Raw genomic sequence first — 20,818 nt, forward strand, 5'->3', positions numbered from 1 at the left:
GAAAAGAGCCATTCCTTTGGGAACGGCTCTTTTTCTTTATGCTGAAATTGACAAAACAAAAAGACTGGCCACAAATCCAATTGTTTTGTGGCCAGTCTTTTATTTGCCGATCATTTTAACCAAGTTGATCAATGGCCGGTAATTCTTGCCTGCCAATCCAACAACCTCTACGAACAATTCAATTGCCAACAGCATAACGCCCAGCAGGAGTATGCCGCCCCACAAAGTAGCTTGGGAGAATAGCAAAGCTGCTAATCCGAACAAAGCTGCAATTCCATAAATGATTAATACTGTCTGGCTATGTGAGAATCCGATATTTAACAGACAGTGATGCAAATGGGATTTATCTGCAGCGGATATCGGCTGCTTTTCACGGACTCGTCTGACAATAGCGAAGAACGTATCAGAAATCGGTACACCAAGCATAATGACAGGGATGATCAAAGCCACCATCGTAACATTCTTAAAGCCCATCAATGCCAGAACGGAAATCATGAATCCCAGGAATAATGCCCCGGTGTCTCCCATGAAAATCTTGGCAGGATGGAAGTTATAGAACAGAAAGCCGATAGAACTGGCTGCTAAAATAGCGGCTGTTGACATGACGAAGATATCGCCCATTATAAATGCCATGATAGCCAATGTGACCAATGCTATTGATGAAACACCGGCAGCTAAACCATCCAGGCCATCGATCAAGTTGATGGCATTAGTGATCGCGATGATCCAAATAATAGTCAACGGAATACTAAAATACCCAAAATCGATTTCTCCGCCAAATGGCAGATTGATGAACGAAATCTCCAGTCCACCACCAATGACTACAATTGATGCAGCCAATAGCTGGCCAAGCATTTTCGCTTTAGCTGTAATTTCAAGCATATCATCGAAAACGCCGGTAATGATTATGATAAATGCCCCAATAATAATGGCAGTTGTAATCGGTATAAAAGCAGGTTCAACTGCATTTGATATAGGATCTACAGGCCTTAATATAAAATATCCGATCAAAAACGATCCAAAAATGGCTAATCCACCTAAACGCGGCATTATGCGCGCATGGACTTTCCTATAGTTTGGACGGTCCACCGCTCCAACCCTGAAGGCAAGGCGTTTGACCAGAGGTGTCAGGACAATAGAAGCAATGAATGCCAAAACCAGCACGAGGTATAACATACCTTTCCTCCTCAAAAATTCTTATGCACATAGAAATTCAATGCTATTATAGCACAGAATCTCCCATGAATCATATATATTCCTTGTTATTCCAATTAGACGAAGTTACTATATAAAAAGTTTCGCGATTTAACTTTATCTTTTAATCAATGAACGTATCTTATTTTGCTGTTCTTCACTGATGCCGCTTTTCAAGTCGTCGCTGCTTGTGCCTTTTTTCCATTCACGTACCGACTCGGAAGTATCCGCTAAACCCCGAGGCTGCCAACCTGTTTCTTTTGCCTTAAAATTATCAGCAAGGATAAACCCTTCCGGATGTTCATCACTTTCCGGTATCCATAACGGAAATTCAAAAGGTCTGATTCCCGCTTCCAACAGAATTGGGTCAGCAATCCAAATAGGGTCAATATCTGATGATGCGAGAGTTTTCACAAGCTCTTCCATAGTAACTGGATTTGCTGTGAGATTAAACGTGCCGTTAGTTCTATTTTCAATGTTTACGATTATAAAAGCGGCCAGGTCACGCGCATCAATCCACTGCACTTTCCTCGACCGGCTGCCTGGAATCAGCACTTCGCCTTCTTCGTTCAGCTTGAGTGCCCAATACGTAAAGCGATCTGTCGGGTCATAGGCACCGGCAACAATTCCAGGACGAATGATTAAAGAGTTAGCAGCGAAATGATCTTTAACGATTTGTTCGCACGCCACTTTTAGTGGTCCATATGTTTCTCCAGTCACTGTATCTCCTTCCATTCCATCATGCGTAGTCGCATTTTCATCGACCGGCCCTTTGCTGAAGTCATCATAAACGGAAATAGTAGATATAAATGTATAATGGTCTGCAGTGACATGATCCAAAACCGGAAGCAGATCGGCAGGTGTATACGCGGAAGTATCGATGACCGCATCCCATTTTTCATTTTGAAGTCTTTTGGCATCGAGTCGCCTGTCACCGGTTATGCGTGGTAGTTCAGAAAAAAGTTCAGGATTGCTTTTACCCCTATTAAATAAAGTGACGTCATGCCCTTTTGACATAGCTTCTTCGACAATGTGTCGACCTACAAATGATGTTCCACCGACCACAAGAATCTTCATAATTTTATCCTCCATATTAAGTTTAATTTAGTAGTAATTCAGCACAAACCTGTTATAATACAATGTAGTTAGAATATTATAAAAAATATAGGGGTGCAAAACAGCATGAATGGCAATCTGCAATTTTATAACAAGTTAACGGACTGGACCGGTTGGGACGAAGCAGCAGTTTTGAAGATGCAGCATAAAGAACGTGCCGAACTGGCGAAATCCATTACTTGTGCAGGATTACTTGTCGACTTATCCATGGACCAGCATGCCGAAGTAAGGGAAAATGTTGCAAAGAACTCTTTTACACCCCTTACCACTTTAAATCGTTTAGCTGTAGAAGATTTATGCATCAGCATACAAAATGCTGCAAAAGAGACGCTAAAAGCAATTGACAGCCAGCCTATCCACAAGAACTTTCAGTGAAAACTGAAGGTTTTTTTAATTCTTACTGTTCCTCTACAGCGTTTAAAATAATTCATAAAGGCTATATAGATGATAAGTCATTCATTAGGAGGAATCGAATATGAGTAAGGATGGATTTTCAGATAAAGTCAAAAGCGCTGTCAGCAAAGGCAAAGGTGAACTGAAAGACCAAGTCGGCAATGCTACTGATGACAAACAAAAACAGCGCGAAGGCAAAATGGATAAGGTAAAAGGCGAATTCCAGGATGCTGCTGGCGATTTTAAAAATAATACGAATAAGAAATAATAATGGAGAACCGGTCGATCTGACCGGTTTTTCTTTTCATATTATCTACAGTAAAAGGGTTCCGCTCAAATGAATGAGCGGAACCCTTTTTGCGTCCTTTAAAGCTCTATGCTGGACGCTGACCGCAGCTGCTTAGAAAAGTCTTGGTGTAGGTGGAGTAGAAGTTTTCTTTTCTACATCTTCATGGAATGGCCGTTCGTCCCGCGGATTGTGTCGATTGTCCACGTCATCATGTCCATCAAGCGTATGTTTCGGATCGTCGTGTCTGCTTCTTGTCCCGTTATTTCGATCATCGTTATCTCTAATTAAATGTTCTTCTTCGGAATCTCTTCCGAACGGAGCCGGCCCTAAATTTGGATCTATACCAGGAGATGGTTCATCCTGTCTGCGGTTTACGCCGTCTTCCCGATTAAGATCATCTTCCTGAGCTTCAGTTTCCAATTGAGGTTCATGGTCAAAACTCTTCTCTTTTAACGATCCTTCATCTTCAGGCTTAGCATCTGTTGTCGGATGAATATTGGCGCCTTCCAATCTTGAATCTTTGGATTTATTCGCATAACCCGGATCTCCATGCTGATCTTCGCGGCGGACTTCCGAAGTATAGATTCTCTCGGAATCCTCTGCAATAGTACGCGAAGACAATCCGTCAGGCCGTGTATCATCAATATCCTCTGCTCTGACATCACGATCTCTTATTTTTTCATCATTGAATTTATTGCCGTCACGTTCGATATCTCGTCCGAACGGTGTAAAAGCAGTATTTCTTTTGCTCTCATCGATATCCACTGTACGGGTGTCATCTCCAAATGATGAAGTGTTTTCTCTTTCCCTGCTGAGGGAATTGCCATCCGTATATAAAAGGATAGCTCCTTTTTTTATATCTTCACTGTATCTGTCGATCGAGGATTGATCCAAATCCAAGTCCCTCAACTGGGAATCCACTGTATCTTCTCCGCTGAAGAATGACTTGAACTTGCTCGAAAATGATTCTGCCTCATGTTTATCCACATTTGACTGACTTTCATATGAATTGAAAACATCCTTATCTCTGGCAAGGACATGGATATCATTTTCACTGTAACCGTGCATCTTTAACTGTTCGATACGCTGTTCCATCTCTTCCTGGCTATACACCATTTCAAATTCTCTATTAGTCTTTCTCATTTTCAATTCAGCCTCCTGTTTAATCGTCTTAATAAGTGTTTACCCGAACCTTCAGAAAAATAAAACCTGCTGCTGTGAGAATGCTTTTTACAATGACAGTTTTATTCAAAACTAAAACCCTTTCCATATAAAAGGAAAGGGCTCAAATTCTTAACGGTATTTTTTATCACTCTTTGTATGTTTCTCAGCTTCACTTGTGCCGCCTCTTGCTTTTTCAACTTCCGGTTTTTCTTCTGTTGTGAAGGAAACGTGACGTTCATCTTTCACAAGTGTCGGATCTTGAAGGAAAGTTTCGCCGCGGGCAAACCTGTCTTCCTGCTCATCAAAATTATTATCAACCGAATTGATGAACTGGTGGCGCTTTTGATCTTCAGGGGTTTCGGTTCCCTGGTTGTTCCTCAATTCACCTTCTTCAACAGCTTCCAGAATTCCTGCTCGTTCTTCCTCTGTATAAAGAAGGATTCCACCTTTAGCAATGTCAGCTGTATAGCGTTCTGTCTCCTGGTCATTTAAGCCCAGTGATTTCACACCTTCTCTGACACTGCCTTCACCACTGATGAACCCTTTGAATTTATCCTTGAATGAATTAACTTCTTCGCCTTCCGCTCCAGTCCGGTTTTCGATTGCGTGCAGACGGTCACCATCCTGAGCAACTAAATGAATGTCACTTTCTTTATATCCCTGGGATTTTAACCCCTCGATTTTTCTCATAAGATCATCTTCAGAAAAAACCACTGCTAAAACTCTTTTTTCTTTATCCATAATAAGTACCTCCAGAAATATATTTGTCGTTATCTGTACATTACCCAAAATTCAGGAACCGCTAAACTTTATGGCTTTACAGCCGATAAAAAGATGAGTAATTCTTTACCTCAACTATCTGCATTGATAGGTATTTATTACCTTTTTATTATATTTTTAATAATGGATAATAAAAATAGCAGTTTATTTAGAAAATTGATGATAAGATGGTAAAAAAAGAGATATAATAAAGTATACTTAAGATGTGGAGGCGGAAATTATCGTACTAAGCAATCTTTCTACTTCAAACTTCTCCACTATACCGGAGAAGTTTGTAAGTAACTCTCCTACATGGATGATTGAAGTTCTGCCCATGCAAACGGAAAGGAGAGAATCAATGGACACTGGAATGCGGATCAAGTATCACAGAATGAAAAAAAGAATGAGTTTAGAAGATCTTGCTTCCGGGATTCTTCTTCCAAAAGAGCTGAAAAAAATTGAGTCCGGTTTAAAAGAACCTGGTCTTAAAGAATTAGAAGCTTTATGCAAGAAATTAGAAATATCACTTGCTCCAAAAGACAATCCGGTTGGGAAAGTATTAGTAAAGAATTTTAAATCCTTATTATTACATCCACAAAATAAGGCTAAAATTATGGAGCAATATGCAGATATTCATAATCATCCATTATTGCATAATGATGAAGAAATTGAGTTAGAGTACAATATTCAAGAAATCAGATTTTTTATCATTACGGGTGATTTGGATAGTGCGGAAGAAAAAATGAAAGACATCGATCGTTTTAAAGAATTTATGAATCAGGAGCAATTTTACCTTTTCCATAAATACCTAGGAAACTATCACTATATTCTTGATGAATTTGAATTGGCGTTAAAAACTTATCTCATGGCAGAAAAAATATCACCTTCTACTCTGCCGACTTCCGAGCTAGGTGATCTGTATTATTCTATTGGTATTTCCGCATCACAATGTTGGGAAATAAATTTAGCAAATAAATATTCGGGCATGGCATTGAAAATATATCAACAAGAATTTGTACCAAAAAGAATTGTTGAATGTCATTTGAATATAGCTATAAACGAGCGTAGAATCGGTAATTATCGAACAGCTAAAGAACATTTTAAGTACGCTTTTACTATTGGAAACAAAATTGATAATGATTTTCTAAAGTTTAATACTGAATATAACTATGGATATTACTATTATCAATTACAAAATTTCCAAGCTGCTATAACTCATCTCGAGAATGCCTTAAAGTTCGTACCGGAAGAGTACACATCGGATCTTATTTTAGATTACTGTGTTTTAATTAAATGTTATATTGAACTAGAAGACTATGATTCTGCAATTAAAATTCTTCAAAAAGGCGAAAGTATAATTAAAGAACGAAATATCAGTGTAGATTCACCTTCTAACAATCAGTTCAAAGAAGTATATGTTGAGTTTATGTGCTTAAAATATTTCGTAACTAATGAGTTTGATAATTTCGTAACTTGTCTAGAAGAAAATTTAATTCCAATTTTAAAAAACCATAATAAACATTTTGAAATAGGTTTCTATTATGGTCATTTAGGTAATACTTATATCAGAATGGGAGAATTTGAAAAATCTGCCTATTCTCTTGTAAAAGCAAAAAAAGCATATAAAGAATTGATGGCCATTAAAGAGGAGTGAAAATAATGAAAAAAGTACTAACATTGACTTTTGCAGCTGCAATAACTATTTCGAGTATCGCTGGATTTAATTTAAATGAAAAACAAGATTTGTCAGAGCGTATCCCGGAACCTTGGTCTATTGAGTTTGTAGAACGTATCCCAGAACCTTGGTCTATAAAATTCGCTGAGCGGATTCCTGAACCTTGGTCTAAATCAAAAGAATTGGCAGAACGTATCCCAGAGCCTTGGTCCAAGTCAAAAGAATTAGCAGAGCGCATTCCGGAGCCTTGGTCTAAATCAAAAGAATTAGCAGAACGCATCCCGGAGCCTTGGTCCAATTCTAAAGTTTTAGCAGAGCGTATTCCTGAACCCTGGTCTGTAAAAGCTAAAGCATAACACTAAAAAAGCTGCTCAACTAAACTGACATAGCGATTTGAGACACATATAAAACACCATCTTTAGGCTGCTTGCGCCCCAAATTCTTTGGGCGTCAGGTAGCCTAATTTTTTTTAGGATCCGGTCTTCGTTGTAATAACGGATGTATTCTTTCACTTTTTCTACAACCTGGATATTGTGCATCGAATTGAATTTGACGTACTGAAATTCTTCCGATTTGATATTGGAGTGGAACGATTCAATGACCGCATTGTCCCAATAGTTTCCACGCCGCGACATACTGCTCACTGCGCGTTTCTCCTTGATTAAATCCTGATAAGCATACGATGTATAGACACTTCCCTGATCAGAGTGGATGATAATCCCCTCGGGATTGCCCCGCAGTTCCAGCGCTTCGTTTAAGGTATCGACAACCAGTGGCGTCTGCTGGTGATCATACATTTTGTACGTGACAATTTCATTATTAAATAAGTCCATAATCGTCGACAGGTACATCGTCGAGCTCCCGTACTGAATGTACGTGATATCCGTCACCCATTTCTGGTTCGGTGCAGAAGCCGTGAAATTGCGTGCTATAAGATTCGGCGCGATGATGACCGATTCACCTTGTGATTTCCATTTCCGTTTCGGTTTGATCCGGCATTGCAGATGATGCTTTTGCATGATTCGCTGAACCGTATTGCGGTGACGGTCCATCTTATAATCTTTCTTCAGTAACTTCTTGATTTTTCGATGTCCAAAACGATACTTCGTTTTCTTGCACAGCTCGATAATCGCTTCTTCCACTTCCGTCAACACACGGGTAACGCCATCGGCGAGCCATCGGTAATAAGTGGAACGCGGCACATTTAACGAAGACAAAATCGCCGTCACCGTGTAATTTTTCCGATAGATTTCGACCAATTGCAGAATTACTTCTTTTCCAACTCCTCTTTCAGTTCCAAATACTTTTTTAAGATCTCATTCTCCATTTTCAAATGTGCATTTTGACGATCCTTCTTTTCCTCTTCACTGGCAAATTCCGGCCCATGCCCAAATGAATATTGCTTGCCAATGGGTTGATCGAACCGGTGGATTTCATTCGCCCGATACCATCTCATCCAGGTTTCGATTTGCGACTTATTTTTAATCCCGTGCTTAGCCATAATCTCTTTTGTTGTCACCTGTCCACTCATTTTGTCTTTCACAACAGCCCATTTTGTCTCACTTGAATACATGTTTCTGCCCATGCAAAAACACCTCCGATTTCAGTACTTTTGGTAAGTGTACCATTTCGAAGGTGTTTTATATTGTCCCATTAAATTATGTTAGTCTACAACTGAGCAGCTTTTTTCTATTTCTTCAATTCAATTATCATTGATTTTGATATTTATCTTTTAAGCATTCATCAACAAATCTTTCAAAGATGTTGATAGAAGCCTGATCGTCCTGCAAGGCGAATTCTTCAGGATGCCATTGGATGCCAAGCACAAATTGGTGATGGTCACTTTCCAATGCTTCAACTAATCCGTCAGCTGCACGTGCAGCTACTCGCAACTTGTCAGAGACTTTTCGCACACCTTGATGATGGAATGAGTTAACATGGAATTTCTTTACGCCCATAATGTCATATAGACGGCTGTCTTCTTCCAATTCAACTGAATGTGTACGGTGAGTACGCATGGCCAATTGAAGGTGCTGATACAGTTTGCCTTCAAATTCAGCCTCCAGATCCTGATAATTAGTGCCTCCAAGAGTAATATTCAACATTTGGAGCCCACGGCACATCCCCATGAAAGGCTTATCCAATTTTAAAAATTCTGTGATAAGTTCTTTTTCATATTCATCACTGCCTGGGTATACTGCCCCTAAACTCGGATGGGGCTCTTCGTCGTATAGAGTCGGATTGATGTCCCCTCCGCCAGTTACGATCAGCCCATCAAGCCTTTCGCACAATAATGGAATATCCTCTTCATCAACGATGGGAACAATCAATGGCAGACCGCCAGATTGCAATATCGCTTTCGCATAAACTGGATCTAATGTATACGTTTGATCTTTTTCTACTCGTGCAGTAATGCCGATGACCGGTTTTTTTCTATTCGCCATGATTGAGTACCTCTTTCCTGTAAGCAGAATTCTACTCTGCTTATATACCCCGGATACTCTTCTCATAAAACATATTCGACTATTCGGTCTCCTCCAATACTTACAGCCACCTACATTTCCCTCATATGTTTATTCCACTTCCGGGTCAAAGCGGAAGCGAATCAAATCGATTTTCTGCCCTGTGAACTCCACTCCTTCACTTTGCAGTTTCTCTCTCTGCATTAGCTGATGCTCTTTGTTTTGCAGGGATATTGCGCCCTCTGCATTTATCACCCGGTGCCAAGGCAGGTCATATTTCGCACTCATGCTGTGGAGCAGCCTAGCCACTTGTCTCGCTGCTCTCGGGCTGCCCGCCTGATCGGCAATCTGTCCATAGGTCATTACTTTTCCAGCAGGTATATTTCGAATCGTTTGTATTACTTTTAAAGTGAAATCTTCCATAAAAAATTATTTCCTTTTAAACAAATTTCCATTACCTCAGCGTTTACTCTGTAATTCTCGAGCTAATTCTCCATTTTTGTAGTCTATAATCAGAGATTTGCTGAATTCATACAGAGGCAATTTCGCGGTTCTCATCGACAGACCTTCGCTAATGTAATGGATATGTTTATAATACCCGATTAAGTTATCCACCACATCCTCCAGTTCATCCAATGTATTGGATGGCAGCTTTACTGTGTTTGGTATCGTATAATTTCTTTCGGCTGCTTCAGAGTAGCGGTTTTGCAAATTCATTAAATCATCTACTGTCTGATCAAACAATAATTGTCTTTCTTCCAATCGAAAGTAATGTCTCCAATAGACGAAAATCTCTTTGGCGATCCCTAATTTTTTTGCGCCATTAACAGCATTTATGTTTTCAACCACACATAATTGATGCATCACTTTTTTTAATGACATTTTATATTCGCGTTCCACTACCCCTTTATATTGAAGATACCTCAATTAGATCCCTCCCTGATAATTGTTTCAATCATTTATTCATTCGTTTATGAACATCGATTTAGACATTGCCATACCTTTTTATCAGTTCTGCTTGTTCTAATGGGTGAAATGTTTTGAATACTTCCTTGTCATGGACAAGGCGGCTGATGAAATATGTTGACGTGCTCAGTGATAATTGATTTATATTGGAAACCTGACTGGGTGCTTGCCCATTAGGCTTTTTGCTGCCCAGATGGTAAAAAAGATAATTATTTTCCGCTCCCCACACAGCAATTTCCCTCTTCAGCTCTGCTTCCGCTTCAGGCACCTCTTCTCCATCGGCTCTTCCGCTCAAGTGATGATAGATGACATCGCCCTTCGTCAGCAAATAACAAGCAGCGAGAAGCTTATTGTTTTTGTATACACCGAAAAGATGAAGATTCGGTCCAAGCGCACTGACCAGGGATTCAAAGTAATCATTTGTGAAAAAATAAAAGCTGTCCGTGTCTTCATTCAGGCGTATAGTCGAATAGTAGAGTACCAGAAAATCAAACATGTGCTTGACGGTGCCCAGTTTTTTTACGGTATATTCTGATGTGTGCTCAATCTCATCTTTGCCGCCTTGGACAGTTCCATTCTTCAATGGGAGTGTATATGTGTTGTAAACGGCGATAAGGTCCAACTCGTCTTTGAAAAATTCAGCATTGTTCATCAAAGGATGGAAGCGTATAAATTCAGCGACAATTTTTTCAGCACGGCAATATTGCGAAAATCCGGCCAAGAAATTTGCTGCCAGTTTATAGCCATCCCCTTTTACTTTAAGAAGTGGTCCGCCGTAGCCAAAAGGGGTTGTAATATCATAAAAAAGCATCCCTTCATCTTTTAGTTCGCGCCGGATAAATGGATATGCCACTTCACCTTCCCCGCTGTCATCCACAAAATAGAAAAGAGCCGCTTGGCCAGGATCCAATTTAAGTGCACTTACCAGATACTCGCACGAATAATAAATATCTTTGATATTGAAAAGTTCCAGGATTTGCTGCCAGCGATTTGTTTGGCTGGCAGAGACCAGCTCATACATTTCAGTTCCCCCATTCGAAAATCCAGATTACTTGAACACTGTTTGCAGATTTGATTGTTTTCTTTTTCTCTGCAACACTCCGGTGCGGAACATCATGTTGAACAGTTCCGCAATAAATGCCACTAGGATGCCCACGATTGTTCCGAAAATGCCGCCAATCGCCAAGACATACAAGGCATTTTCCTCAAGCACAGACGGCACTTCTTCCACTGAAGCTTTGGCGATGATTTCCAGGTTATCTGCCTTCATCAACTTCCAGCCCTCAGCTACCGCGAAGTTCGCCAAAGAGTTAGCAAGTTCACCGGCAATTTTTCTGTTCTTATCCTCAACTGTAATATTCAGCACCTGAGATGCCGTTACATTGGAAACAGTGACTTTTTCAAATAATTCCGCAGGCGTCAGTGCTACACCTGTGTCTTCAATCGCCGACGCCAGCACTTCCCTGCTTTTAATCATCACACTGTAAGCTTCTACCACCTGAGGATCAGCTGACTTTTCCACTTGCCCCGCTTCCGGAAGGCTCGCTGTTGGCTGCTCTATGTAAAGTTGGCTGGTCGCTTCATAATTTGGAGCCAGAATGAATGTAAGCAGTGCCCAAATAGCACCCATGGAAATGATGGAGATCCCGGCAATCAATTTTATATGATTCTTTAGACTCTTTAGGATATTAAAAACCATGACTTTTTCCGCCATAAATTTCCCTCCTTTAAAAAAAGAAATCGTTTTCTGCTCTTTTATATCTAAAAATTCAGATTATTATAGTACCTTTATATCACATATACATGAGTACATCTACTATTAAGTTAATAAAAATGAAATAAAATTAGCTAATAATGAGCATAAAGTCTCCTAAAATAATTACAAATATTACGGATATTACAATATTAGGTCTATTGTACGCTAAATGACTTTTGCTGAACAAACAAAAAAAGCTCTTCCCTATAAGGGATAGAGCTTTTTTTCTTAATCTCCATTGTACTGTTGCTAAATGAGTGATCCACCTTTGTAATATTAGGAAACAATAGTCATCCATATTTATATTGAAATATTAAAAAAAAATCATTTAAATAATTATTTATTATTCACTTTTTCCATAATCCTATTATTCCATTGCGTCTGTAAATGACTTTTTTATCCTCAAGAACTTTTAGCACTTTTGATAAAGATTGATGCGGGATATTTATATCGCCGGTGATTTCTTTAATTGTTTTAAATAAGACGCCATCTGATGATGCATTATCTGCAAAGTAATACACAAACTTTTTGCCGATTTCAGCAATTCGTTCTGATTCTGTTGAGAAACAGTCATTGCATATCTCCTCCAACCTGCGCTCAGTAAAAGGATCGGTTGCTGTCTTGCGGCTTTCGCTGACCTTCATCAATCTCAACCTCCTGCTCACGGACTTGATTATTTCCATTCTTTACTACTTATACCCCGTCTGTTTTCAAATAGACATTTATACGCAAAAAAGTACAATTTTGCGCTATTATCATTCTGCAGAGATTCTAGTAGGGATGCACCAGATATTTCAATACGCTCATTTTTATTTCTTAGCAATTAAAATTTCAGCCAACAGGGTATAAGATTGTAGTAGAAGAAATATTTGAGGAGGTTATACGTAATGGAAGGAAAACATTATATTAACGGAGAATGGTCGACTGCCGGTGACGGTGTCATCGATGTCATGAATCCAGCAACAGGTGAACAAGTGGGCACCGTTCCAAATGGCGGCGAGGATGAAGCGACAACAGCCATCGAAGCTGCCGCAGCCGCTTTTCCTGAATGGTCCAAGACGACCGCTTACCACCGTGCGGAGCTATTGATGAAGTGGCATGACCTTTTAATGGAGAACAAGCAGGAAGTTGCTGAAATCATGACAAAGGAAATGGGCAAGCCGCTCGCTGAGGCAATTGGGGAAATCGAGTATTCCGCTGCTTTCATCTCCTGGTTCGCCGAAGAAGGCAAAAGGGTTTATGGGCGTACAGTTCCCGCCAGCAAAGACGGCAAACGCATCCAAGTGATCAAGCAGCCGGTGGGCGTAGTCGTTTCAATTACCCCTTGGAATTTCCCAGCTGCCATGATGGCGCGTAAAATGGCGCCTGCATTAGCCGCGGGATGTACATTCGTAGCAAAACCCGCAAAATTGACGCCGCTGACAGCCGTACGCATTTTCGAACTGGCTGAAGAAGCCGGGTTCCCGAAAGGCGTCATCAATATGGTGACGGGGAGCGCCAGCAAAATCGGCAAAGTCTTTACCAGCCACCCGTCAGTACGTAAATTGACATTCACCGGATCCACTGAAATCGGCAAAGAATTGATGAAGCAAAGTTCTGAAACGATGCTGAATTTGTCGCTCGAACTTGGCGGCCATGCACCAATCATCGTTCTGGATGATGCCAATATCGACGAAGCCGTTAAAGGGGTCGTGGCATCCAAGTTCCGCAATGCTGGGCAAACTTGTGTCTGTGGTAATCGCATCTATGTACAGGAAAGCATTGTCGAAGAATTTTCACACAAACTGCAGGAAGCCGCTTCTAATTTAAAAGTCGGCAACGGACTGGATGAAGGTGTACAGATCGGACCGCTTGTCGATAAGGATGGTTACGAGAAAGTCGCGGAACACGTGAAGGACGCAGTCGACAAAGGGGCTAAAGTGCTCGTCGGCGGTGACGGCACAGCAGAAAATGATTCTTATTTCTATAATCCGACTGTATTACTGAACGCTAATTCCGATATGCTCGTCATGAATGAAGAAACATTTGGTCCGGTTGCGCCGATCATGACATTCAAAACAGATGAAGAAGCGGTTAAATTAGCCAATGATACCCGTTTTGGATTGGCTGCTTACTTCTTCACTGACAGCATGACACGCGGAACCTATATCGCTGAAAATCTTGATTATGGCATTGTAGGCTGGAATGACGGATTGCCGTCCGCCGCCCAGGCACCATTTGGCGGAATGAAAGAAAGCGGCATCGGCCGTGAAGGCGGTCAGGAAGGGCTCGAAGCTTTCCTGGAAACTAAATATATTTCGATACAATTATAAAAAGAAATATCCCCAGCCTACAGTAATTGTGGGCTGGGGATATTTTTTGTCCAAATCAGACCGATATCGCATTACTTATGACCATTCTTTTAAAAGCGGCCCTTCATTGCCATAGACCGGATCTGTCCGCGGCAAAGGCGTATTCTGGATATCTTCCAATACATACGGCCGTTCGTCGAGATCCCCTACTTTCTTGTTCGGGCTGACGCCTCCAGGATACGCGCCGACTATTTGAAAATCCTCGCTTGCCGAGATTTTCTTGTGCCCTGTACCAGCAGGCAAAATTGCAACGTCGCCTGTTTTGACTTCCACTTCCTGTCCGTTTTCACCGCCAAGCAATATTTTGGCCGAACCAGAGCGGACACCCAGTGCTTCATGCGTGTTGCTGTGGTAATGATGGTAATCGAATACTCCGTTCGTCCAGCTGTTCGTCCAGCCATTCTTATTGAACGTCTCTTCAATCTTATCCGGATTATCCTTGAATGCTCCCGGATAAATTGCCACACCCAACGATTCGTTATTCGGTATCATGCCATCATCTTCAAAATGAATGAATTTCGTTTCTTCCATCAGTCCATCACTCCAAAGCTTTTTACAGGACTTTACCCGGCTGTCAGGAAATTAATCAATTGATGCAGTTTTAAAAGCCGAGACGTTCCCGGATCGATCCTGCATAGTTCTGGCTGACAGGCAGCAGCGATCCGTCCTTCATTGTCAGAACGTAATTTGAAGATACGTCGCGCGCAATTTCTTCTATATAATTGATGTTCACAATAAAGGATCTGTGAACGGGCAGAAAATAATCAGGCAATTGATGCCGCAGATCCTTCAATGTATAGATTGTGCTGTAAGCTTCTTCATTAGAATAAAACCAGGTCTTTTTTTGGTTGCTTTCAATATGTGTCACACAATCGATCGGGACCGGCCGCCAGTTGTCTTCCAGCTTGCCGGTCAAAAAATGGAGCGGCGGCTTTTTTGCCAATAAGTGATTTGGCGGCAGCATGACCACTAAAGCCGCTGCTTGTCCCGCATACTCTACAGGATAGCCGATACCGTAATAGGGAAAGCCAAGCGGCGAATTTTCGACCAGCTTTTCAACCCTCCCTTTCTTTTTGAAAGTCAGTTCCGCCACACTGCCCGCAGGTACAGGATCGCCTTCCTGAATACGCAAGTCCAGTTCCCCCGCCTTGAAGTAAACGTATGAATCTCCTACTGCTACAGCGATTGAAGCCCCTTTAGGAAGCCAATCTCCCATGATTTGGCTGATCTGTTCCACTAATCCCTTTTCCATTATTCCCGCCCCTTCCCGTCATTTGTCCCCTTATAATCCATTTTGTCGCCGAATAAAACCATTCATCCAAATAATAGGACAATCAGAATTATCTGTTATATATTAATATACAACAACACAAACTGTATTAATACAGTTAAATCAAAATTTTTTATTCGAAGGGAATGGTTGGATGGTTAGCAAGCAGCAGCAAATTGAAGAATTGAAAAAAAGTTGGGAACAGGACAGCAGATGGAACGGCATTACCCGTCCTTATTCGGCAGAAGATGTAGTGAAACTTCGCGGTTCTGTCCAAATTGAATATACTATCGCAAAACGCGGTGCGGAACGTCTTTTCCGTTCCATCCACGAAATGGATTTTGTCAATGCACTTGGAGCGTTGACTGGCAACCAGGCAGTACAGCAGGTCAAAGCAGGCCTTCAGGCGATTTACTTGAGCGGCTGGCAAGTGGCGGCAGATGCCAACTCGGCAGGCCAGATGTATCCGGATCAAAGTTTATATCCGGTCGATTCAGTGCCGAACGTCGTTAAGAAAATCAACCAGGCATTGCAGCGTGCCGATCAGATCGACAATGTCGAAGGCACAGAAGGCATCGACTGGTTCGCGCCGATCGTTGCTGATGCGGAAGCTGGATTCGGCGGCCCGCTGAATGTTTTCGAATTAATGAAAGCGATGATCGAAGCTGGTGCAGCCGGCGTCCATTTCGAAGACCAATTGGCTTCAGAGAAAAAATGCGGCCATCTCGGCGGCAAAGTATTGCAGCCGACACAAAACGCAGTGCGCAACCTGATCTCAGCAAGACTTGCAGCTGACGTACTTGGTGTTCCGACATTGCTGATCGCCAGAACAGATGCGGATGCGGCAGACTTGATCACAAGCGACATCGATCCTGCTGACCACCGGTTCATCACCGGCGAACGTACACCGGAAGGTTTCTACCGCACGAACCCTGGCATCGACCAGGCGATTGCCCGCGGTCTTGCTTATGCGCCGTATGCAGATTTAGTATGGTGTGAAACTTCGCATCCGAATCTCGAAGAAGCTCAGGCATTCGCGGATGCGATCCATGCTGAATACCCTGGTAAGCTTCTTGCTTACAACTGTTCTCCTTCATTCAACTGGAAAGCGAAATTGGACGAAGAGACGATTGCGAAGTATCAAGTTGAACTTGGCAAGATGGGCTATAAATTCCAATTCGTTACATTGGCAGGTTTCCATGCACTCAACCACAGCATGTTCGAACTTGCACATGATTATAAAGACAACGGCATGGCCGCTTATTCTAAATTGCAGCAGGCTGAATTCGCCAGCGAAGAAAAAGGCTATACGGCTACACGCCACCAGCGCGAAGTCGGCACAGGCTATTTCGATGAAGTATCACAGATCATTTCCGGCGGCACAAGCTCTACTACCGCAATGAAAGGATCTACAGAAACAGAACAATTCCAGTCGGTAAAGGGGTGAAGGGATTGATTACCAAATCGGATACCAAAATCACTGCCGATATTGCACCCAGCATGGAGAAAATCCTGACGCCGGAAGCTCTTGAATTTGTCGAAAAGCTCCATAAAAATTTCGATCAGCGCCGGCGCGATTTGCTGGACCGGCGACAAGTGCGCCAGAAAGAATTGAACTCCGGCAAAAAACTCGATTTTCTGCCTGAAACCAAACACATCCGGGACGGCGACTGGACAGTCGCTCCCCTGCCGGATGATATGAAAGACCGTCGCGTTGAAATCACAGGCCCGACCAATCGCAAAATGCTCATCAACGCTTTGAACTCCGGAGCGAAAATGTTCATGGCGGATCTGGAAGATGCCACTGCGCCGAATTGGTTCAACGTAATCGACGGCCAGGTGAATTTATACGATGCAGTTCGCCGCCAAATCGATTTCGAGATTCCTGAAACGGGTAAAAAGTATGCGCTGAATGAAGAAACGGCTGTACTGATGGTACGGCCCCGCGGCTGGCATTTGCCGGAGAAAAATATTGAAATCGGAGGACGCGCCGCTTCGGGCAGCCTCGTCGATTTCGGGTTATATTTCTTCCATAACGCGAAAGAGTTGATTGCCCGCGGTTCCGGCCCTTACTTCTATTTACCGAAACTCGAAAGCCATCTCGAAGCGCGGTTGTGGAATGATGTTTTCGTTTTCGCTCAGCAAGAGCTCGGCATTCCGCACGGTTCCATTCGCGCAACGGTGCTGATCGAAACAATCCTTGCGGCGTTTGAAATGGATGAAATCCTCTATGAACTGCGTGACCATTCCGCAGGCCTTAACTGTGGCCGCTGGGATTACATCTTCTCTGTCATCAAGCGGATGCGAAACAATCCGGATTATATTTTCCCGGACCGCTCCCAGGTGACGATGACGGTGCCATTTATGAGAGCCTATACTTTATTGTGCATCAAAACCTGCCACCGCAGAGGTGCACCGGCTATGGGCGGCATGGCGGCCCAGATTCCAGTAAAAGGTGACGATGCTGCCAACAGCGCCGCTTTTGCGAAAGTTGCAGAAGACAAACGACGCGAAGTGACGGACGGCCACGATGGCACATGGGTCGCACATCCAGGAATGGTCGGTGTGGCGATGGAACAATTCGACGAACATATGCCTGGGGCGAACCAGATCGACAGACAGCGTGACGATGTGAACGTCACCGCTGAGGAGCTTGTTGAAGTCCCACACGGTACGATTACCGAAGAAGGCTTGCGCTCCAATATCTCTGTCGGCATCCAATATATCGCGTCCTGGCTATCCGGCAACGGCGCCGCTCCCATCAACAACTTGATGGAAGACGCCGCGACCGCTGAAATTTCCCGCTCCCAGGTTTGGCAGTGGATCCGCCATCCAAAAGGAATCCTTGAAGATGGCCGTAAAATTAACGTCAGCCTGTTCCATGATTTTCTTGATGAAGAAACCGATAAGATTAAACGTCTTGCCGGTGATGAAGTTTATGTTTCCGGTAACTATGCCGCTGCCCAAGAATTATTTGCAAAACTGACATTGGAAAGTGATTTTGCTGAGTTTCTGACACTGCCAGGGTATGACAAACTAAACTAATTTATTGGAGGAGATCATTATGAAAAACTTGCAGACAACTTACGGGACACGCACTAAGAAAGAATGCCGCGAATGCGGAGCAGAAATCCAGGAGCAGCGCGAATCAATCGTCTACGAATGCGAACGCTGCATGGGTCATGGCGAAGAATAAAATATTTTAGGTGAAGCGGTCCGCTGTGTGCGGGCCGCTTTTTTATGGATAAAATTGGTTTCGGATAGTATTTTTCGTCTGCGGATAGTATTTGAGTGATTCCGGACAGTATATCCAAATTAATGGGAATTGGCTGGTTATTCATTTTCCATCTTTATGCAAATTAATTTCAGAAAATGAATTGGAAAGTATTTGACCCTTTTTGGAAAGTATTTCAGGTCAATTGGAAAGTATTTAAGCCAAATTGGAAAGTATTTAAGCCGAATTGGAAAGTAACGCCAAATACTGGAATTTCTATTGTATGATGGCCGAAAGTTTCATTTATTTTCAATCAAAATTGAAGGAAATCACCTTTTATTTTCTCTGCTTAAAACACAATGGACAGTAATTGAACTCTATTGGACAGTATTCTCCTCATAACAGACAGTATTCAAGCTTTAATGGACAGTATTTCGTCCGCAATGGACAGTATATCCAAATAACTGGAAATCACCCTCTTCAAACAACAATAAAAACCGGCCGCAGATCACTCAATCTGCGGCCGGCCTCTATTCATCCACCCATCACATATTCAAAATGCTTCACAGTCTTCATTTCAGCGCCCAATTCGCGCGTATTCCAAGTCATTTCCGTGAAAATTTCAGCCAGCGGCACATAAACGCCGCCATGCTTCTCGGCCAATTCCAACGCGACCACATTTTCAAACAGCCGCGCCATTTTCTGCATCAGACCTTTTGCCTCAAACGTCTGCATGTCTGCATCAAAGCCGGCAAAAGCAGTTAACTCACCTTGCAAATCCGCCAGCTTGCCCCGCACTGCTTCCACATCAGCAGTCACTGCCAACTTATCCAAGCGCAGCGACAAATGCCGCACAAACACTTCATGGGCACTGAATTTATTGACGAGACGGATCAATTCAAGGCCCAGGATATTGGCTGTCCCTTCCCACACCGTCAGCACCTGGGCATCCCGCAGCAGACGAGGCGTCACGAAATCCTCGATATAACCGTTACCGCCGTGCATCTCAATCGCTTCGTGCGAGAAATGGATGGCCTGCTCGGCCGACTCTTTTTTCAGAATCGCGATCAGCAGCCGGTTCAACACCTGCTCTTCAGAAGAAGCTTCACCTGACACCACCCGGTCATAAAGCGTGATCAAGTCAAAAATCGCCACCGTTTCAAATTCCTGTTTAGCGCGCAGCTTCATCAAACTGTCCTGCACCATCGGAAATTCAGTCAGCTTCCGGCCAAAGGCATTACGGCGTTCCGCATATTCCGCCGCTTCAACCATGGCGCGCTTCATGATGCCGATGGACGCCACCGCATTACAAATCCGCGACAAGTTTAAAGCCTCCATCATATACTTCAGCCCCTGCGCCGGATCCCCGACAACAAACGCTTCCGCCCCATCGAATTCAACTTCGCCCGACGGCACTGCCCGCACACCCAGTTTGTCTTTCAATCGCCGTATCTTTATGCCGTTCAGTTTTCCGTCAACACGCCAAGGCACCGCGAATAAAGTCAGGCCTCTCGAACCTTCCGGCGCTCCTTCCATTCTCGCAAGCACCATCGCCAAACCAGCCATGCCTGCATTCGAAGCAAAATACTTTTCACCGTATAACCTATATCCAGATTCCGTTACGACTGCCTTCACTTCATTGGCTCCGACATCCGATCCGCCTTGCCGTTCCGTCAAAAAAGTGGCGCCTTCAAACAATTCCACATCCCCGGTGGCACAGACGTGCGGCAAAAATTTCGCCTTCACTTCTTCATCAGCAAAATGATCCAATAAATACGCAGTCGCCATCGTCAAGGTCACCGGACAATAAAATCCGGGTTCCGATTGTGAAAGCAGGTATCCTTGCGCAAAACTGTAAACGTAATTTCCTTTCCTCCCCAGTTCCGGTATCTCCTTATGCACATAGCCGATAATCCCTGTCGCATAGGTTTCCTCAACTGTCTTCTTATAGCCTTCATTGACCCATACATGTGAGATATCTTCACCGAGCCGGTCATATTTTTCGAGTTTCGGTGCGCCTTCACGGTCAGTGTGACGTGCGCGCTCATCGATTTCATTGGCGGTCAGCCTGCCGAAAGAAGACAACTCCCGATCTGCGTATGCCTGGAAATCTGCGGGCAATAAATCAGCCAGTATCTTTTTCAATGTCTCGTCTTTACTATAGAAGTTTCGTTCACCCACCGGCACTTCACCTTTTAATACGACCATA

23 protein-coding genes are annotated in these 20,818 nt (G+C 43.0%); 8 read left to right on the forward strand and 15 right to left on the reverse strand.

All coding sequences use genetic code 11. The features are described from left to right. Nucleotides 1-99: 99 nt before the first annotated feature. Together AC2Q9J_RS03480 and AC2Q9J_RS03485 are read right to left on the reverse strand one after the other, a co-directional pair. On the reverse strand, nucleotides 100-1,176 hold the full coding sequence (locus AC2Q9J_RS03480) for a glycosyltransferase family 4 protein (protein ID WP_499037202.1): 1,077 nt from the start codon (nucleotides 1,174-1,176) through the stop codon (nucleotides 100-102). A gap of 135 nt (nucleotides 1,177-1,311) precedes the next feature. Then, the gene (locus AC2Q9J_RS03485; protein ID WP_499037203.1) at nucleotides 1,312-2,271 is read right to left on the reverse strand and encodes an NAD-dependent epimerase/dehydratase family protein; all 960 of its coding nucleotides are present in this window, start codon (nucleotides 2,269-2,271) and stop codon (nucleotides 1,312-1,314) included. Nucleotides 2,272-2,376: 105 nt separating this feature from the next. Between AC2Q9J_RS03485 and AC2Q9J_RS03490 the strand changes: the two genes are divergently transcribed. Both AC2Q9J_RS03490 and AC2Q9J_RS03495 read left to right on the forward strand, forming a co-directional pair. Then, nucleotides 2,377-2,685: a hypothetical protein gene (locus AC2Q9J_RS03490; protein WP_499037204.1), complete on the forward strand. Its 309-nt coding sequence runs from the start codon at nucleotides 2,377-2,379 to the stop codon at nucleotides 2,683-2,685. 100 nt (nucleotides 2,686-2,785) lie between these two features. Continuing rightward, complete coding sequence (locus AC2Q9J_RS03495; protein WP_499037206.1) at nucleotides 2,786-2,971, forward strand: CsbD family protein; 186 nt, start codon at nucleotides 2,786-2,788, stop codon at nucleotides 2,969-2,971. Nucleotides 2,972-3,103: 132 nt separating this feature from the next. On the opposite strand, the gene AC2Q9J_RS03500 is transcribed toward AC2Q9J_RS03495, so the two are convergent. Continuing rightward, nucleotides 3,104-4,135 (reverse strand): general stress protein, encoded by a 1,032-nt coding sequence (locus tag AC2Q9J_RS03500; protein WP_499037207.1) that lies wholly within the window; start codon nucleotides 4,133-4,135, stop codon nucleotides 3,104-3,106. 150 nt (nucleotides 4,136-4,285) lie between these two features. After that, nucleotides 4,286-4,897 (reverse strand): YflT domain-containing protein, encoded by a 612-nt coding sequence (locus tag AC2Q9J_RS03505; RefSeq protein ID WP_499037209.1) that lies wholly within the window; start codon nucleotides 4,895-4,897, stop codon nucleotides 4,286-4,288. Nucleotides 4,898-5,273: 376 nt separating this feature from the next. On the opposite strand from AC2Q9J_RS03505, the gene AC2Q9J_RS03510 reads away from it, so the two are divergent. Together AC2Q9J_RS03510 and AC2Q9J_RS03515 are read left to right on the forward strand one after the other, a co-directional pair. After that, a complete protein-coding gene (locus AC2Q9J_RS03510) occupies nucleotides 5,274-6,569 on the forward strand; it encodes a helix-turn-helix domain-containing protein (protein ID WP_499037210.1) in 1,296 nt (431 codons plus the stop codon). Nucleotides 6,570-6,574: 5 nt separating this feature from the next. Next, nucleotides 6,575-6,946, forward strand: coding sequence for a hypothetical protein (locus tag AC2Q9J_RS03515; RefSeq protein WP_499037211.1), 372 nt, complete (start codon nucleotides 6,575-6,577; stop codon nucleotides 6,944-6,946). A 15-nt stretch (nucleotides 6,947-6,961) separates the two neighbouring features. Here the strand turns inward: AC2Q9J_RS03515 and AC2Q9J_RS03520 are convergent, their stop codons facing one another. The 8 genes from AC2Q9J_RS03520 to AC2Q9J_RS03555 all read right to left on the reverse strand — a co-directional run bounded on the left by AC2Q9J_RS03520 (nucleotide 6,962) and on the right by AC2Q9J_RS03555 (nucleotide 12,418). Beyond that, nucleotides 6,962-7,849: an IS3 family transposase gene (locus AC2Q9J_RS03520; protein ID WP_499037212.1), complete on the reverse strand. Its 888-nt coding sequence runs from the start codon at nucleotides 7,847-7,849 to the stop codon at nucleotides 6,962-6,964. Between the two features lie 8 nt (nucleotides 7,850-7,857). After that, the gene (locus tag AC2Q9J_RS03525) at nucleotides 7,858-8,175 is read right to left on the reverse strand and encodes a transposase (protein ID WP_499037213.1); all 318 of its coding nucleotides are present in this window, start codon (nucleotides 8,173-8,175) and stop codon (nucleotides 7,858-7,860) included. A gap of 124 nt (nucleotides 8,176-8,299) precedes the next feature. Further along, nucleotides 8,300-9,034, reverse strand: a complete 735-nt coding sequence (locus AC2Q9J_RS03530; RefSeq protein ID WP_499037215.1) for a gamma-glutamyl-gamma-aminobutyrate hydrolase family protein — start codon at nucleotides 9,032-9,034, stop codon at nucleotides 8,300-8,302. Nucleotides 9,035-9,163: 129 nt separating this feature from the next. After that, nucleotides 9,164-9,475 carry an MGMT family protein gene (locus AC2Q9J_RS03535; protein WP_499037217.1) on the reverse strand — a complete coding sequence of 104 codons (312 nt, stop codon included), beginning with the start codon at nucleotides 9,473-9,475 and terminating at the stop codon, nucleotides 9,164-9,166. Nucleotides 9,476-9,511: 36 nt separating this feature from the next. After that, nucleotides 9,512-9,979, reverse strand: coding sequence for a hypothetical protein (locus AC2Q9J_RS03540; RefSeq protein ID WP_499037218.1), 468 nt, complete (start codon nucleotides 9,977-9,979; stop codon nucleotides 9,512-9,514). A 58-nt stretch (nucleotides 9,980-10,037) separates the two neighbouring features. After that, nucleotides 10,038-11,039, reverse strand: a complete 1,002-nt coding sequence (locus tag AC2Q9J_RS03545) for a GNAT family N-acetyltransferase (RefSeq protein WP_499037219.1) — start codon at nucleotides 11,037-11,039, stop codon at nucleotides 10,038-10,040. A 27-nt stretch (nucleotides 11,040-11,066) separates the two neighbouring features. Further along, nucleotides 11,067-11,732: a YveK family protein gene (locus AC2Q9J_RS03550; RefSeq protein ID WP_499037220.1), complete on the reverse strand. Its 666-nt coding sequence runs from the start codon at nucleotides 11,730-11,732 to the stop codon at nucleotides 11,067-11,069. A 389-nt stretch (nucleotides 11,733-12,121) separates the two neighbouring features. Continuing rightward, nucleotides 12,122-12,418 carry a replication/maintenance protein RepL gene (locus AC2Q9J_RS03555; protein ID WP_499037222.1) on the reverse strand — a complete coding sequence of 99 codons (297 nt, stop codon included), beginning with the start codon at nucleotides 12,416-12,418 and terminating at the stop codon, nucleotides 12,122-12,124. 243 nt (nucleotides 12,419-12,661) lie between these two features. Between AC2Q9J_RS03555 and AC2Q9J_RS03560 the strand changes: the two genes are divergently transcribed. Further along, nucleotides 12,662-14,086 (forward strand): NAD-dependent succinate-semialdehyde dehydrogenase, encoded by a 1,425-nt coding sequence (locus AC2Q9J_RS03560; RefSeq protein ID WP_499037223.1) that lies wholly within the window; start codon nucleotides 12,662-12,664, stop codon nucleotides 14,084-14,086. Between the two features lie 75 nt (nucleotides 14,087-14,161). On the opposite strand, the gene AC2Q9J_RS03565 is transcribed toward AC2Q9J_RS03560, so the two are convergent. Beyond that, nucleotides 14,162-14,656 carry a cupin domain-containing protein gene (locus tag AC2Q9J_RS03565; RefSeq protein ID WP_499037224.1) on the reverse strand — a complete coding sequence of 165 codons (495 nt, stop codon included), beginning with the start codon at nucleotides 14,654-14,656 and terminating at the stop codon, nucleotides 14,162-14,164. 70 nt (nucleotides 14,657-14,726) lie between these two features. Further along, the gene (locus AC2Q9J_RS03570) at nucleotides 14,727-15,377 is read right to left on the reverse strand and encodes a LytTR family DNA-binding domain-containing protein (protein ID WP_499037226.1); all 651 of its coding nucleotides are present in this window, start codon (nucleotides 15,375-15,377) and stop codon (nucleotides 14,727-14,729) included. A 172-nt stretch (nucleotides 15,378-15,549) separates the two neighbouring features. On the opposite strand from AC2Q9J_RS03570, the gene aceA reads away from it, so the two are divergent. The 3 genes from aceA to yhfH are packed head-to-tail and all read left to right on the forward strand — an operon-like array spanning nucleotide 15,550 to nucleotide 18,591. Next, nucleotides 15,550-16,842 carry an isocitrate lyase gene (gene aceA / locus AC2Q9J_RS03575; protein WP_499037227.1) on the forward strand — a complete coding sequence of 431 codons (1,293 nt, stop codon included), beginning with the start codon at nucleotides 15,550-15,552 and terminating at the stop codon, nucleotides 16,840-16,842. Between the two features lie 5 nt (nucleotides 16,843-16,847). After that, on the forward strand, nucleotides 16,848-18,440 hold the full coding sequence (gene aceB, locus AC2Q9J_RS03580; protein ID WP_499037229.1) for a malate synthase A: 1,593 nt from the start codon (nucleotides 16,848-16,850) through the stop codon (nucleotides 18,438-18,440). Between the two features lie 19 nt (nucleotides 18,441-18,459). Beyond that, nucleotides 18,460-18,591 (forward strand): protein YhfH, encoded by a 132-nt coding sequence (yhfH, locus tag AC2Q9J_RS03585; RefSeq protein WP_112223118.1) that lies wholly within the window; start codon nucleotides 18,460-18,462, stop codon nucleotides 18,589-18,591. 552 nt (nucleotides 18,592-19,143) lie between these two features. On the opposite strand, the gene AC2Q9J_RS03590 is transcribed toward yhfH, so the two are convergent. After that, nucleotides 19,144-20,817 (reverse strand): acyl-CoA dehydrogenase family protein, encoded by a 1,674-nt coding sequence (locus AC2Q9J_RS03590; RefSeq protein WP_499037230.1) that lies wholly within the window; start codon nucleotides 20,815-20,817, stop codon nucleotides 19,144-19,146. Between the last annotated feature and the right edge of the window lies 1 nt (nucleotide 20,818).

Source organism: Planococcus sp. RAB007_Raresut (assembly GCF_057369535.1).

What these genes read in the sequence shown, in the direction of transcription:
- AC2Q9J_RS03495 (WP_499037206.1), top strand. Translation starts at nt 2,786, where the DNA reads ATGAGTAAGGATGGATTTTCAGATAAAGTCAAAAGCGCTGTCAGCAAA.
- AC2Q9J_RS03500 (WP_499037207.1), bottom strand. Translation starts at nt 4,135, where the DNA reads ATGAGAAAGACTAATAGAGAATTTGAAATGGTGTATAGCCAGGAAGAG.
- AC2Q9J_RS03590 (WP_499037230.1), bottom strand. Translation starts at nt 20,817, where the DNA reads ATGGTCGTATTAAAAGGTGAAGTGCCGGTGGGTGAACGAAACTTCTAT.
- yhfH (WP_112223118.1), top strand. Translation starts at nt 18,460, where the DNA reads ATGAAAAACTTGCAGACAACTTACGGGACACGCACTAAGAAAGAATGC.
- AC2Q9J_RS03480 (WP_499037202.1), bottom strand. Translation starts at nt 1,176, where the DNA reads ATGTTATACCTCGTGCTGGTTTTGGCATTCATTGCTTCTATTGTCCTG.
- AC2Q9J_RS03510 (WP_499037210.1), top strand. Translation starts at nt 5,274, where the DNA reads ATGGACACTGGAATGCGGATCAAGTATCACAGAATGAAAAAAAGAATG.
- AC2Q9J_RS03525 (WP_499037213.1), bottom strand. Translation starts at nt 8,175, where the DNA reads ATGGGCAGAAACATGTATTCAAGTGAGACAAAATGGGCTGTTGTGAAA.
- AC2Q9J_RS03485 (WP_499037203.1), bottom strand. Translation starts at nt 2,271, where the DNA reads ATGAAGATTCTTGTGGTCGGTGGAACATCATTTGTAGGTCGACACATT.
- AC2Q9J_RS03515 (WP_499037211.1), top strand. Translation starts at nt 6,575, where the DNA reads ATGAAAAAAGTACTAACATTGACTTTTGCAGCTGCAATAACTATTTCG.
- aceA (WP_499037227.1), top strand. Translation starts at nt 15,550, where the DNA reads ATGGTTAGCAAGCAGCAGCAAATTGAAGAATTGAAAAAAAGTTGGGAA.
- AC2Q9J_RS03570 (WP_499037226.1), bottom strand. Translation starts at nt 15,377, where the DNA reads ATGGAAAAGGGATTAGTGGAACAGATCAGCCAAATCATGGGAGATTGG.
- AC2Q9J_RS03490 (WP_499037204.1), top strand. Translation starts at nt 2,377, where the DNA reads ATGAATGGCAATCTGCAATTTTATAACAAGTTAACGGACTGGACCGGT.
- AC2Q9J_RS03550 (WP_499037220.1), bottom strand. Translation starts at nt 11,732, where the DNA reads ATGGCGGAAAAAGTCATGGTTTTTAATATCCTAAAGAGTCTAAAGAAT.
- AC2Q9J_RS03555 (WP_499037222.1), bottom strand. Translation starts at nt 12,418, where the DNA reads ATGAAGGTCAGCGAAAGCCGCAAGACAGCAACCGATCCTTTTACTGAG.
- AC2Q9J_RS03545 (WP_499037219.1), bottom strand. Translation starts at nt 11,039, where the DNA reads ATGTATGAGCTGGTCTCTGCCAGCCAAACAAATCGCTGGCAGCAAATC.
- AC2Q9J_RS03505 (WP_499037209.1), bottom strand. Translation starts at nt 4,897, where the DNA reads ATGGATAAAGAAAAAAGAGTTTTAGCAGTGGTTTTTTCTGAAGATGAT.
- AC2Q9J_RS03565 (WP_499037224.1), bottom strand. Translation starts at nt 14,656, where the DNA reads ATGGAAGAAACGAAATTCATTCATTTTGAAGATGATGGCATGATACCG.
- AC2Q9J_RS03535 (WP_499037217.1), bottom strand. Translation starts at nt 9,475, where the DNA reads ATGGAAGATTTCACTTTAAAAGTAATACAAACGATTCGAAATATACCT.
- AC2Q9J_RS03560 (WP_499037223.1), top strand. Translation starts at nt 12,662, where the DNA reads ATGGAAGGAAAACATTATATTAACGGAGAATGGTCGACTGCCGGTGAC.
- AC2Q9J_RS03530 (WP_499037215.1), bottom strand. Translation starts at nt 9,034, where the DNA reads ATGGCGAATAGAAAAAAACCGGTCATCGGCATTACTGCACGAGTAGAA.